This is a genomic window from Pandoraea iniqua, from assembly GCF_902459685.1.
Classification (GTDB): Bacteria; Pseudomonadota; Gammaproteobacteria; order Burkholderiales; family Burkholderiaceae; genus Pandoraea; species Pandoraea iniqua.
Genome location: NZ_CABPSF010000005.1, coordinates 338,394 through 351,790, shown reverse-complemented (window position 1 = coordinate 351,790; position 13,397 = coordinate 338,394). Strand labels below are relative to the sequence as shown.

7 protein-coding genes are annotated in these 13,397 nt (G+C 64.1%); 1 reads left to right on the top strand and 6 read right to left on the bottom strand.

Features of this window, described 5'->3' with window-relative positions:
* Positions 1–11: 11 nt before the first annotated feature.
* From PIN31009_RS19200 to PIN31009_RS19175, 6 genes are all read right to left on the bottom strand, one after another.
* Positions 12–890, bottom strand: coding sequence for a branched-chain amino acid ABC transporter permease (locus tag PIN31009_RS19200; RefSeq protein ID WP_058378854.1), 879 nt, complete (start codon positions 888–890; stop codon positions 12–14).
* A gap of 227 nt (positions 891–1,117) precedes the next feature.
* The gene (locus PIN31009_RS19195) at positions 1,118–2,344 is read right to left on the bottom strand and encodes an ABC transporter substrate-binding protein (RefSeq protein WP_150685559.1); all 1,227 of its coding nucleotides are present in this window, start codon (positions 2,342–2,344) and stop codon (positions 1,118–1,120) included.
* A gap of 530 nt (positions 2,345–2,874) precedes the next feature.
* Positions 2,875–6,675 (bottom strand): FtsK/SpoIIIE family DNA translocase, encoded by a 3,801-nt coding sequence (locus PIN31009_RS19190; RefSeq protein ID WP_246185747.1) that lies wholly within the window; start codon positions 6,673–6,675, stop codon positions 2,875–2,877.
* A 264-nt stretch (positions 6,676–6,939) separates the two neighbouring features.
* The gene (locus PIN31009_RS19185; protein WP_150791294.1) at positions 6,940–7,962 is read right to left on the bottom strand and encodes a hypothetical protein; all 1,023 of its coding nucleotides are present in this window, start codon (positions 7,960–7,962) and stop codon (positions 6,940–6,942) included.
* Positions 7,963–8,411: 449 nt separating this feature from the next.
* Positions 8,412–11,429, bottom strand: a complete 3,018-nt coding sequence (locus tag PIN31009_RS19180) for a putative bifunctional diguanylate cyclase/phosphodiesterase (protein WP_150685562.1) — start codon at positions 11,427–11,429, stop codon at positions 8,412–8,414.
* Positions 11,430–11,653: 224 nt separating this feature from the next.
* Complete coding sequence (locus tag PIN31009_RS19175) at positions 11,654–12,508, bottom strand: N-acyl amino acid synthase FeeM domain-containing protein (RefSeq protein ID WP_150791293.1); 855 nt, start codon at positions 12,506–12,508, stop codon at positions 11,654–11,656.
* Positions 12,509–12,853: 345 nt separating this feature from the next.
* Here PIN31009_RS19175 and PIN31009_RS19170 point away from each other — a divergent pair, with 345 nt between their 5' ends.
* Positions 12,854–13,360 carry a MarR family winged helix-turn-helix transcriptional regulator gene (locus PIN31009_RS19170; protein ID WP_150791292.1) on the top strand — a complete coding sequence of 169 codons (507 nt, stop codon included), beginning with the start codon at positions 12,854–12,856 and terminating at the stop codon, positions 13,358–13,360.
* Positions 13,361–13,397: the final 37 nt, after the last annotated feature.

Sequence of the window (13,397 nt, the reverse complement as noted above, 5' to 3'; positions counted from 1 at the left end):
TGCGGTCATGGTTACACCTTCTTGATCGCGGTCTTGCCGAACAGGCCCGCCGGCTTCACGGCCAGAACGAGCAACAGCAGCACGAGGCCCGGCACGTCTTTGTAGCCGGTCGACACATAAAACGCCGTGGTCGTCTCGGCAATGCCGAGAATCAGACCGCCGACGAGCACGCCCATCCCGCTCGAGAGCCCGCCGATGATCGCCACCGCGAACGCCTTCAGCCCGAGGACTGCGCCCATCGTGGCACCGGTGAGCGTGAGCGGCGCGACGAGCACGCCCGCAAACGCAGCCGCCATCGACGACAACGCGTACGAGAACGTAATGACGAGACTGGTGTTGATCCCCATCAGGCCGGCCGCGTCGCGGTCGTTGGCCGTGGCGACCACGGCCTTGCCGTAGATCGAGCGGCGGTTGAACAATTCGACGGCTGCCATCATCAGCAAGGCGCCGACGACGACCAGCATTTCCATGGGCAGCACGTTGGCGCCCAGCACGCTGACCGGTGCTTCGGGCAACGGCGACGGGAATTTCAGATCGTCACGGCCCCAGACGTTTTCCGCCACGTTGCGAAAGATGATGCCCAGCGCAATGGTGGACATGATCCAGCCGAATTCGGATTTGATGCGTAAGGCAGGTTTCACGCCGATGCGCTCGACGAACGCGCCCTGCACGAGGCCGAACAGGCACACGATCGGGATCATCAGCCAGTAATTGAGACCGAGGGTGTCGACCAGGGTAAGGCCGACCAGTGCGCCGAGCATCAGCGCTTCGCCCTGGCCGAAGTTCAGGGTGCCGGACGTCGCAAACGTCAGTTGGTAACCGAAGGCGATCACGGCGTAGATCATCCCCAGCGCGATGCCGCTGAAGATGAGTTGAATCAGGATGGTCATGCGGTCCTCTCTCGCGAGTGCGAGCCTACGAGTGATGCACGGGAGGCATACGGATCACGAGCCTCACGCCGGTCCCGAGTGCCGGCGGCAGGCCGCGGGTGTGGCAACGGCGCGCGCGCCGGACCGTTTGCCCGAGTGTTCCCCGTGGGCTTGGGTCGTGGGCAGCGCGCGCCGTGGGTCACCCGTCAGGGCTGCATCTGGGTGCAGCCTGTCGAGTACCGCCGGGCTTACTTGCCGGCTACCTTTTCGCGGACCTTGCTGCCGGCCTTCAGGTCGGTGTCGTAGGCGTACACGACGCGGCCGCCCTTCACTTCGCCGAACACCGGAATGTTGGCCGTGATGGCGTCGTGGTCGTCATGCGAGAACGGACGGTCGTAGGTCGTGACCACGCCTTCCACCGGTGCCTTCAGGTCTTCCAGTGCGGCACGCACCTTCGGGCCATCGGTGCCGCCGGCTTGCTTGATGGCAGCCGCCAGCAGGTAGACCGAGTCATAGCCTTGCGCTGCCGAAACCGCCGAGTCGATGCGGTTGTTCTTCGGCTTGAACATGGCCAGATAGGCGTCGATGAAGGCCTTGCGCTTGGGCGTGTTCGGCTCCTGAATGAACGTCTGCGGCATGCGGGCGCCTTCGCCGTTCGCGCCCGAGTTGTCGATGTAGTTCGCCATCGCGAGCGTCCAGCTGCCGATGATCGGCAGCTTCCAGCCGAGCTTGGCCATACCGTTGGCGATCTGCGCCAGTTCCGGGCCAATACCGTAGGTCAGAATCACGTCGGCGCCGGCTTGTTTGGCCTTGAGCAACTGCGCCGTCATGTCGACGTCTTTGATGTTGAACTTCTCTTCGGCGACCGGCTTGATGCCCTTCGCGGCGAGCGCCTTTTCCAAGTCTTCACGACCGAGCTGACCGTAGTTGGTCGAGTCGGCCAGAATGGCAGGCTTCTTGAAACCGCGGCGCGTGATCGCTTCTTCCACGATCATCGGGGCCTGAATGCTGTCCTTGGCGGCGTTACGGAAGACGTAGTTGTCGGGATACTGCGGCGCCTTGAACTGGTCGGTGATCACCGTGCCCGTGGCCACGTTGTTGAACACCGGAATTTTGGCGTCCTGATAAAAACGCTGCGAGGCGAGTGCGACGCCGGTGTTGATGTAACCGACGGTGGCGACAACCTTTTCCTTGTTGATGAGCTCTTGGGCGATTTGCACACCGCGCTCGTTCTTGGCTTCGTCGTCGCGCTCGACCAGCACGATCTGGCGGCCCAGCACGCCGCCCGACTTGTTGATTTCGGCAGCCGCCAGACGCACGCCGTCACGCATGGACACGCCCATCGACGACGAACCGCCGGTGAACGGCCCGGACACGCCGAGTTTGATCGGGTCGGCGGCGACGGCCAGCGATGCGGTGGTAGCGGAGATGGCGAACGCGACTGCGCCTGCCATGAGCTTGAATCGGAATTGCATAAGGGTCTCCTTCGGTGCGATGCGTTTCGATATGACGCTTTCTTTCGGCGCTTATCCTTGTCGCAGGCCCTGCCGTGGGAGGCGCGATTCACGAGTTCGTTCTGACCCCGCCGCACCGCCCCGGTCTTGTAATTTCGTGTCAGGGCGATACCGTAAAGCACGCTTCGAACGACCAACCTAGCGCGCCGATTATGTGACTCCTGAGTTTTGCCCGCAAAGACGGGAATACCCCTACGGTGATGCGGGTTTGCGCGAAGCAAGCCCCATTTCATGCGGGTTTCGAAGGGGTTTTCTTTTGCGCGCCATGTACGGCGCGTGTCCGCAGGTCAGAACGGAGTGCGAAAGAATTCGACTCGGATGGCGGGTCGTAAGGGAGTTGTAAGCGACGGCGATTAGCAGCGTGCGATCACGACGCGCGTGATCGTTTTTGCACCGTTTTGCACCGTATACGGGCACGAGGGCGAGGTGAGGAGATGTGTGATGCAACAGATGCGCTCGCGCAGAGCGCATCTGTTGCAAGATCGGGAAGATCAGTCGGTGCCGCCCGGCGCAAGCACTTCGCGCGTGCCGTTGCGGCCCATCGGCGTGACGAGCCCGGCCGCTTCCATCTGCTCGATGAGGCGCGCCGCACGGTTGTAACCGATGCGCAATTGGCGCTGGACGGCGGAGATCGACGCCCGGCGCGTGTTGAGGACGAAGGCGGCCGCTTCGTCGTAGAGCGGGTCGGCTTCGGCATCGGCAGACGTTTCGCCGAACAGATCGGCAGACGCGGCATCGGCCGGATCGCCCGCCAGAATCGCTTCGTCGTATTCCGGTTCGCCGTATTGCTGCCAGTGCTGCACGACTCGATGCACTTCGTCGTCGGCCACAAACGCACCGTGCACCCGTTGCGGATAGCCCGTGCCCGGCGGCAGGAACAGCATGTCGCCCTGCCCCAGCAGCGATTCGGCACCCATCTGGTCGAGAATGGTCCGCGAGTCGATCTTCGACGACACCTGAAATGCGACCCGCGTGGGAATGTTGGCCTTGATCAGACCCGTGATGACATCCACAGAAGGGCGCTGCGTCGCGAGAATCAGGTGAATGCCGGCGGCACGCGCCTTCTGTGCCAGACGCGCAATCAGCTCTTCGATCTTCTTGCCTGCGACCATCATCAGGTCGGCCAACTCGTCGATCACCACGACGATGAACGGCAGGCGATCGAGCGGTTCGGGTGCGTCGGGCGTGAGCGAAAACGGGTTGCTGACCTTTTGGCCTGCGGCGTGCGCGTTGGCGATCTTTTCGTTGTAACCGGCCAGATTACGCACCCCGAGTGCCGACATCAGACGGTAGCGTTTTTCCATCTCGCCGACACACCAGTTCAGCGCGTGGGCGGCCTGCTTCATGTCGGTCACCACCGGTGCCAGCAAATGCGGAATGCCACCGTAGACCGACAATTCCAGCATTTTCGGGTCGATCATGATGAGCCGCACGTCGTCCGGCGTCGCCTTGTACAGCAACGACAGGATCATGGCGTTGACCGCCACCGACTTGCCCGACCCGGTCGTGCCGGCCACCAGCAAGTGCGGCGCACGCGCGAGATCGGTCACGACGGGCTCACCCGTGATGTCTTTGCCCATCGCCAGCGCGAGACGCGACGGATGCGCGTCGAATACCGGTGCGGCCAGAATCTCGGACAGGCGGATCATCTGACGCTTGGCATTGGGCAACTCGAGCCCCATGCACGTCTTGCCCGGAATCGTTTCGACAACACGAATCGACGTCACGCCCAACGCGCGGGCGAGATCCTTCATCAACCCGACCACCTGCGCGCCGCGCACGCCCACGGCGGGTTCGACTTCGAAGCGCGTAATCACCGGCCCGGCCGATGCGCCGACCACCGTCACGGGCACTTTGAATTCGGCAAGACGTTGTTCGATCAACTGACTGACGGCCGCGAGCGCTTCTTCGGAGATTTCATGCGCCACATCGGTCACGGCGACCGCAGGCGTCAGTTCGTCAAGCGACGGCAGATCGTAATCGACGGCCACACGCGGCGGGGGTGCTTCGTAGGGCGTGTCGTCCGTGAAGTTGGCTCTGGGCGGCTCGGCAGGCGGCTGCGCTGCGAAGCTCGCAAACGACGGAATAGCGGGGGCCGGGGCGAAGCTCGGCACTACGTCGAACGGTGGCTCGCCGTCTGCGTCGGCGGCATCCGTGCGCGCCCACGTGCCGTCGGCGCGCAAGACGTAATGCGGCTTGTGCTGCGTGTCGGTCAGATCGTCGTCATCGGGCGCTATGGTGCTGTCCGGCGACGCGTCGTGTATGTCAGGCACCTGCGCAGTCATTGCCGCGTCTTCAGACGCTTCAGCTTCCATCACCCTTGACGCGACGAGTGCTTCGACGGCACTCCCCTCCCCTTCGAGGGCGGCGTCGGTGTTGTCGTAGATCTCAGTGTCAGTGCCGGCAGCCGCGTCGATGGCCGTATTGACACCGCTACCGATGTCGCTTGCGCTGACGTCGCCGTCGCGGCTATCGGTCATTCTGACGCTCGCCAATACGTCCGCAAATACGAACGGACGACGTGGTACTTCGGGCGTCGGCGCAGCGGTAGCGGTGTTCGGTGCCGAGATCGAGATCGCGTTGAGTGCCGGTGCCGGTGCCGGTGCCGGTTCAGGCGCCGGTTCAGGCGCCAGTGGCGGCGCCACCTGCCTCACCGGTGCAACGTACTCATGGGTTGCGGCCGGTGTTGCCGGCATCGCCGGAACGTCAGACGCATGCGTCTCGTCGGCGGGCGGCTGCGGCACGACGTCCGGAACGCTCTGTGCAACAGCGGCTGGCGCATCGCCCGACGACCACGAACGCAGGTCGCGCAGCAGCGCTTCGGCCTCTTCGCGCAAGACTGCCAATGCCTGCTGACGCGCCACTTCCTCTGCGCGGGCGGCGACCTCGCGGGCGATCATTTCCGGCGTAGGGCCCGGTGGCACCTCGGGAATAACGGGAACATCGGGGAGTTCGCTGAACGTGTCGGCGGCGGCGATGCCATCCGCGTGTGCCGACAACGGCAGCGGTGAGAATTCGGAGACATCAGCAGACATCGGCGTCGCCGCATGCGAGGCCGACCAAGACGCCGCGCCCTGCATGGTCCCTCTGGCAGCGACCGGCGCAGCGGTGATTGCCTTCGACGGCGACGGCACTGGCGTGGGTGTAGCAGGTGCGGACACGGGCGCGGAAACGGGCGCGGGAGCCGACACCGGCGCCGATGCCTCCACCGCCTTCGATCCCGGCAATGCGTTGCCCGGATTCGCGGAAGGCGCCGGTTGCGCGCCACGCGGCGGCATGTCTTCAAGACCGAGTTGCGGCTTGCGGAAAGGACTGCGCACGATCGTGCCGCGCAAATGCGCCGGTGCCGTGCCGACCGGGCGGCGGTATGCGGCCGTCCCGGCAATCGACGTGGAGTGCAGGGCTGCCTCGGTGGCGGCGACGGAAGATGCCGGTGTGACCGCAGCGGTCGCGGTCGCCGTCGTTGCCGCCGTCTTTGCCATCGTCGCCGGCGAGCGTGACGCGCCGGCCAGTGGCGCCGGACGTCCTTGCCCCTGCCCGGCCGCTTGTGCGCCCGGTTCGGTACGCACGAATTCGGTCATGCGAAGCGTGTCGCCCCGGCTCGTTCCGGCGGCATAGGCACCACGCGGCAACACCGGACGGGTACCGCCCGCAGGGGTCGGCCGGAACGACGGCTCGGCACGACCGGCACCGCGCACGGTCGGCGGTGGAGGCTGCATCGCGTCAAGCCGTGCACGCTCTTCGTCGGAAAGTTTCCACGGGGGTTGCGCGGAGAGTCCGCGGCGGCGCGGCACGAGTTCTTCGGTCAGGCTGCCAACGTTGTGATGGCCCTGCCCCACCGTCGGCGTGAAGCGATCGGTGCGATCGGTGCGCTCCGGCACGTCGAACGTCATCTGCGACAGACCCCGGGTCGGTTCGCTGCGTGTGCCGTAGCCGCTCTCGTGACGCGTGTCCGCACGGGAATCGCCGCCGAAGCCAAATTGCGCGCCTAAGCGGGATCCTAAGCTAGATCCGAAGCGCGAGCCCTGCGGTGCATCGCCTTCCTCGTCGTCTTCTGCGCTGCCCGGACGCGCGCGCGCAAACATGCCCCACCAAGTGGTGCCGAAGACAAGCGGGAGGGAGAACAACAGGACAAAGCCAGCGACGCCCATGGCGAGCGTGCCGCCGAGCGTGACTTGTAAACCGTGGGAGAACGATTGGCCGATGCTGCCACCGGCACTGGGATTGTCGCCGCCCGTCAGTGCGGCAAGCGTCGCACTCGACACCATCGCGAGCGGAACACCGAGGAGCATACGCAGGGTGCCGGGGCCGAAGAGTCGTATCTCACCGCCAAGCAGACCCCGTACGCCAGGCCAGCACAACGCCAGCAACCAAAACGTCGACAGTCCGAACCAGCCAAACCCCATAATCGCTCATGCTTCAGGAAAACCCGGAGAGCGATTGTAGCAGGTAGACCGTGATGTGGCGGCCTTCTTGGCCCAATTGCGACACGATTATGTCACTGGGGTGACATGGTGGCGGCGCGGCGCGGGAGCCCCGCGCCGGACGTCATTCCATTATTTGTGACCGTGCGTGCCCGTCGGCCGGAACGTCGGCGCGGCCGGCACCCCTGCCACGTCGGCGAGCGACGCCGGTACGACATCCCCCGGCACGACCAGACTGAGGTTGCGGCGGCGCAGCGAGCGCCAGTCGACCTTGGCGAAAATGTCGTCGCCAAGCGCGCTCTCGCGCGACAAATTCTCCACACGAACCCCACGCGAGCGCAGCACTTCCGACGCCTGCCGGAACGACGGCTCGATCAGGTCGGCGAATTCCGCGTCGAGGCGCGTCGGCGCACGCGACTGCATCGTTTCGTAGAAGCGCGGGGTCTGCGCAGCGTCGCGCAGGTCGACACCATGCAGATACAGTTCGGAGAAACCGAGCCACGTCGCCACTTGCAGCGCGAAGTAAGCCACCGTGCCGCCGTGGAAGAAGCCGTTGTCGATGTCGAAGCTGTAACCCAGATGGCTGTCGTCGCCGAAGAACGCGGCACTGGCGGCCACGCGCGGGTTGGCGCGCAAGGCGGCCGGCGTGCGCACCGCTTCCATGCCGCGCTTGAAAATGTCGTCGACCAGATAGAAGCGGCAGCCGAACGCCGACATCGGATAGGTTTCGAGCAGACGTGCCAGCACCACCGGCGTGACGAACAGCACGAGGTCGCGCGCCACGATACGGCGCGCCAGATCCGGACGCTGGCGCACAAACCCTGCATCGAGCAGGCAGTAGTAATTGAATTTCACCGGTGCGCGGTCGACCAGCGCAATCGCGCCGTTCACGCCCATGACGTGATGCATCGGCAGTGCGTTGTAGTCGATGTCGGCCACCGACGGGCCGCTCGCGACGATGTGGCAAGGCAGCCGGCGCAGTTGTTGCAACTCGGCGCGGCGCGCCAGCGGCACGTTGCGGCCCCGCCACGTGAAGCGCTCGATAACACCCGTCGCGTCGCGCACGATCTGCGCGTGCGGCCACAGGCGCTCGTTGTGCCGCCACTTCGCAGCATGGCTGTGACGGTACAGAAGTTTGAGCAGTGTCGAAATCATTGTCGTTTTTTTGGTTAGGTCTACTAGTCGCGCCGCGCACATCTCGTGGATGTACACGGTCCTAACCCCGTTGCCTCTCGCGCGTCGATCGTGTCGCCGATCGCCGGTGCCGTCCCACTCCGCGCTCATCCCCGCCCGCAGAAACCGCCACCGATGAACCGGATTTATTTCCAGTCGCGTCGATGAACAAATTCTGCCACCCGTTCTCTACGCGGGACAAGATTTATCCCAAGTGGAATTCTTACGATGGGTTACGCGCTGATGACGATTTTGTGGAGGTCACTTGACAGCGCAAAGCCCCATTCTGAGGGGCTTGCGCAGAAATCGGCAGGTTTGGAGAGGCCCGGAAATGAAACTTCGCGGAAATAAATCATTGCGCGAAATACGTGCAATCGGGCCGGTGGAAATGCTTCGGATGTGCGCTTCGTATGCGCGCTTCGGATGCGCGCTTAGTGCAGTGCTGTGCTGCCGCGCTCGCTTGGGTAGTACGCCTGCCCCAGCTCGACGAGCAAAGCGGCGAGTTGCGGGTCGCGCACGAAACTCGCGGCCGATTCGGCGGCGAGTATGGCTTCGGGCGTCTGCGGACGTGCAATCAGGAAGCCCTGCACGTAATCGACGCCCAGCTCGGACAGCGCTTCGAGCGTCGCGGCATCTTCCACCCACTCCGCCACGCTGCGAATACCCAGATTCTTGGCCAGCGCGACGATCGCCTCGACAATGGCCAGATTGGCCGGGTGCGCCGCCATGCTCTTGACGAAAGCGCCGTCGATCTTGATCGCGTCGACGGCCAGATCCTTGAGATACGAGAACGAACTGAAGCCCGCGCCAAAGTCGTCGAGCGCGATGCGCCCGCCCATCTGATGGATGCGGTCGACAAAACGACGCGTATTGTCCAGATCGTGAAGCGCCACCGTCTCGGTAATCTCGATGCACAACAGCCCGACGGCGCGCTCATGCGCCGCCAGCGTCGCAAAGATATCGCGAATGAAATGCTCGTCGTTGAGCGATGCACCAGAAAGGTTCACGCACACGAACTGCGTCTTCGACAGCCGCTCGCGGTGCGAGTCGATCCACGTGAGCGTGTTGGTGAGCACCCATTTGTCGATCATGCCGATCGTGCCGTTCTCTTCTGCCGCGCTGATGATGCGCGACGCGGGCACGATATTGCCCTCGCCGTCGCGCATGCGCAGAAGCACCTCGAAATTCAGCGAGCCGCCGGGCGCGGCCATCTCCATGATCGGCTGCATTTCCAGAAACAGCGTGTTGGGCGTGAGGCCGGCGTCAAGCGCGTCGATGAGACGCAATTCAGCCAACCGCTCGCGAAACGCCGCCGCCCCGCGCTCGTAGACAACCAGTTCGCGCCGGCTCTTCTTGGCTTCGCGGCAGGCGCGGTCTGCCGATGAGATCGCATCGGGCACGCGCATGTCGGTGGTCAGTTCGATCACCCCCGCCGACGCACGCACCTGAAATGCGCGCTCGCCAATCTGATACGGCTCGCCGGCAATCGCATCGACCAGCCGGCGCGCGACGGCGGCGGCTTCCTTGATGGTGGCATCGCGGAACACCACGATGAATTCGTCGCCGCCGGTGCGCCCGACACTTTGGTCGGCCGACAGGCGCGAGCGCATGCGGTCGCACGCCTGACGCAAGACTTCATCGCCGGCCGCATGGCCGAACAAATCGTTGACCAGTTTGAAGCGGTCCAGATCGAGATAGGCCAGCGCCGCAGGCCGCGCGTCCGAGAGCGTGCGAATCGCCTCGCCCAGCGACTTCTCGATGCCGCGCCGGTTCGAGACACCCGTGAGCGGGTCGTTCTCGGCCAGATATCGCAATTGCTCCATCGTGCGGGCGCGTTCGGTGATGTCCTGCAACGAACCCTCGATGCGGCCGTCGGCAAAGATCGCCTTGACCAGATATCGGCTGGTGCGGCCGTCATCGCGCGGCAACGACAAGATTTCCAGCTCCGACTCGTCGCTGTGCTGCGCAACGTCGAGCAGCATGCGCCAGGTGTTCTGTCCGAAGAACTGATCCCAGCGGTACGTGCGGCCCTCGGTGCCCGGGATGCCGAGCATCGTATGCAGCGCGGCATTGCCACGCACAAAGTTGCCCTGATCGTTCAGCGTGAAGAGGCCGACCGGTGTCACGTCGTACGCATTGCGTAGCTCCGCCTGCGCTTCAAGCTTGCCCTGATGCTCGGCGCGCATCTGCTCCGCGATCGCCAGCGCCGCCATCAGACTCGAGAACAGCGCCGCCGTCACGCTGTTGAGCGCGGTCGACAGTGCCCGCGCGTTGAACGCGGCGGCAATCACTTCCGAGAACGTCGCGAAGAGCACGATGGCCAGCGACGCGCTGTACCAGATCGCCACCCGCGAGCGCGTGGCCACGAGAATACGCACCAGCAGGAACAGCACGATCACGATGCCCAGCGCCGCCACCGCCCACAGCACGGGGATGAAGTGCGCATACGGCAGCGCGATGGCTGCGCAGCAAAGTACGACACCGGCCCATTGGAGAATCATCACGAGCCACTTCATGCCGACGCGGCGCAGCTCTCGCTTGAAGAGTTGCGTGAAGAGCGAATACGTGAGGACGTAATAGATAGCGAACGTCGCCTTGCGCACGAGCGCGTCCCATTCGGTGGGGATGGCGCGCTCCAGCCATTGGGTGTCGGCGCCGAGCGAGTTCGCGGCCAGACGCAGATTGCCGATCAGCCACGCGGCAAACAGCACGTACAGCCATTCCTTGTTGATGATGGCCGTCACGAGCACGAACGCCGAGAGCGTGAGCAGACCGCCTTCGAGCAGCCCGTTGCTGCGATGAAATTCCTTTTCGGAGATGCGCAGTTCGCTGGCCGGCCACGCGACGAGTGCCAGGTGTGCCGGACCGGAGAAAGTGCCTTCGCAAAGCAGCGTGACCGGTGCGCTCAGTTGGCCCAGATCGATGGCGAAACCGGCCTTCGACACACGAAACGCGCCGCTCACATCGCTGCGATCGGCGCGGCCGATGGCCGGAGCGTCCGGATTGCGCCAGCAGGCCAACGTCTGTGCGTGGCGCGAAGGAAATTCGATGACCGTGTGCTGAACGTCGTCGACCGGTGGCACGGTGACGCGAAACCATACCGGCGTCTCAGACAGATGCGTGCTGTATTGATCGACGTTCGGTGCGCGCTCGAGGGCGCTCTGCACCATCGGCGGACCTAGTGTGGCGGGCAGATCGCCCAGTGCCTGAAACGCGAGCGGCGTCGCGCCGCGCACGGCATATTGACTGTCCTGAAACAGCAGCACGATGCCCGAGACCAGCATGATCGCGACAGGCACGGCATACAGGGAAACGGTGCGAAACAGTTCGTCGAGACGCGCCGTCACGCGCCAACGCCGCCGCGGGCTGCCAAAATTGGCCAGCTCGTCGGCAAGATCGTTCGCATTGTGGCCGTGATTGTCACGCTCGTTGCCGAGATCCCCCGCCATATGCCTTTTGTGCCCTTATTTCGTTAGTCGCCCCCGCGTGGTACGCCGGGCAAGGCGAACCCCAGCGGGGCCCGTCATGCCGGCCGGGTCGGCCCCTGTCCCGCGCCGGACCCCGGATAGGGCCGGCACGGGCAGGCGTCTCACACCCGTACTGCGCGTCACCGCCGGCAAGTTCGACATCGCGTCGTTCACACGCCGGGGTAACGTTGTTAGAAATAACGGCATTACACCGCCAGGCTGTAGCCTGCTGCTACGCATCCTACCGCGTCGGCACCAAAAGATAAATCCCGCAAATGCGCGCCAACACTGGCTTCGCCCGGTGCTGTCCGGTCAAACGCGACCGGCTCATCCACCGTGGGCATGCCCAGACGCAAGTCCGGATGATGCGTCAGGCACATGTAGCCGAACAGCGGATGCCCGGCCGCCTGCCAGCGCGTACGGGCGTTTGCCACGTCCAGCGCCAGCACGCGGTGACCGATACCCCCCACGTGCGCCATCGGAATGAGCGCCTGCGACGGGAATACGTCGACGAACATCAGCGCTTCGTACTGACGATGCAACGGCGGACGCGCGGTGATCACCATCCAGTCGATACGCGAAAGCAGGCAGTACTGATAGAACGCCTTGAAGAGCGCGGTCTTCACCGCCCGGCCCACCGGGCCCGCCACCACGCCCAGACGGGTGGCTTCGGCGAGTGCCGCGTCGCCGAGCCATTCCGGCAGCGGTGCCGAATCCTCCAGATGCAACGCCTGATAACGATTGGTCTGAATCCGCATCGTGCCGATCACCGCGCCGTCCAGACGGGCACGGGCCACGAGCACGATGGAACCGGGTTCACGATCGCTCGTCTCGGGCTCGCTCAGCGTCGCGGCCAGATCCGGCAGGTGGCGGCCATAGGCAGCCTGACGCATGGCGACGGCATCGCGCAGCTCGGTTTCGTCACTGGCGATGGTGACGATGAACGGCAACGATTCTTCGCGCAAATCCGCCCGATTGGCGAAGTTCGCCGCTCCCCGGGCGGGGAAATTGTTGACTTCGGTGATCGAGAGGACGTCGGAAGCTTGTGAAAGGTCAAACATGATTGACACTCCTTAGGGTCAAAAAAGGGCTAGGTGCCACGCTATGGCGGTCGCGCCTAACGCATCGCACCATTCCTTTCTTGTTCCGCCGAAGCAATGTGTCAAGTGCTTATTTTCCTTACACTTTTTACTTTTACTGCGGTTGACCGCAACGCCGCACAGCCACCGCCCGCGGAATGCCCGTCGCGCCGAGCAAAACCCGCCAGCCGTCCCCCGAACGGCCCCGCCGTTCCGCCCGCATGTCACCTATTTGCCACAGTTGCCGTCCTAAGCGAGACTCTGGCAAAATGATAAACCTGTTTACTAATTTCCCTGCCGGCGACGCCCTGCCGGCATGAGTCCGCCATGCCGAAAATCGATTGGTCGTCCCGCTTCGGCACGCTCGTACACGACGTCGCCCGGGTGCACTCGCGTTTGTTCGACCGGCGCGCCCGAGGCAACTTCGATCTCACCCGTGCGCAATGCCGCGTGCTGGTGATGCTGCACCGCTACGGTGTACAGACACAGGCCGAACTGGCCGAACGCATGGAGTTGACGCCCATGGCACTCGTCAGACTGCTCGACCGGCTCAGAGAAAAAGAATTGGTGCGCCGCGAGCGCGATCCCAACGACAAGCGCGCGCACCTGCTGTATCTCACCGAGGCGTCGGAAGCCAAGATCGACACCATCGTCGCTTTCGCCAGCATGGTCGAACGCGACGCGATGGCCGACCTCACCCCGGCAGAACGCACCGAACTGGCTCGCTTGCTCGGCAAAGTGCTGACGAATCTCACCCGTGCCGAGGCCGCCTGCCCGCCCACATTGAGCACGTCGACCACGCCAAGACACGCCGACGACGAAACAACGGAATAAGGATTTTTTAAGAATTTTTGAGAATTAAGGAGTTTTG

Bases quoted from the DNA above. Each gene is read 5' to 3' on its own strand.
- PIN31009_RS19190 (WP_246185747.1), bottom strand. From the start codon at position 6,675: ATGCTCCTCGGTGTTCCGCTCGCGATGGTGTCGAGTGCGACGCTTGCC.
- PIN31009_RS19180 (WP_150685562.1), bottom strand. From the start codon at position 11,429: ATGGCGGGGGATCTCGGCAACGAGCGTGACAATCACGGCCACAATGCG.
- PIN31009_RS19175 (WP_150791293.1), bottom strand. From the start codon at position 12,508: ATGTTTGACCTTTCACAAGCTTCCGACGTCCTCTCGATCACCGAAGTC.
- PIN31009_RS19200 (WP_058378854.1), bottom strand. From the start codon at position 890: ATGACCATCCTGATTCAACTCATCTTCAGCGGCATCGCGCTGGGGATG.
- PIN31009_RS19185 (WP_150791294.1), bottom strand. From the start codon at position 7,962: ATGATTTCGACACTGCTCAAACTTCTGTACCGTCACAGCCATGCTGCG.
- PIN31009_RS19170 (WP_150791292.1), top strand. From the start codon at position 12,854: ATGCCGAAAATCGATTGGTCGTCCCGCTTCGGCACGCTCGTACACGAC.
- PIN31009_RS19195 (WP_150685559.1), bottom strand. From the start codon at position 2,344: ATGCAATTCCGATTCAAGCTCATGGCAGGCGCAGTCGCGTTCGCCATC.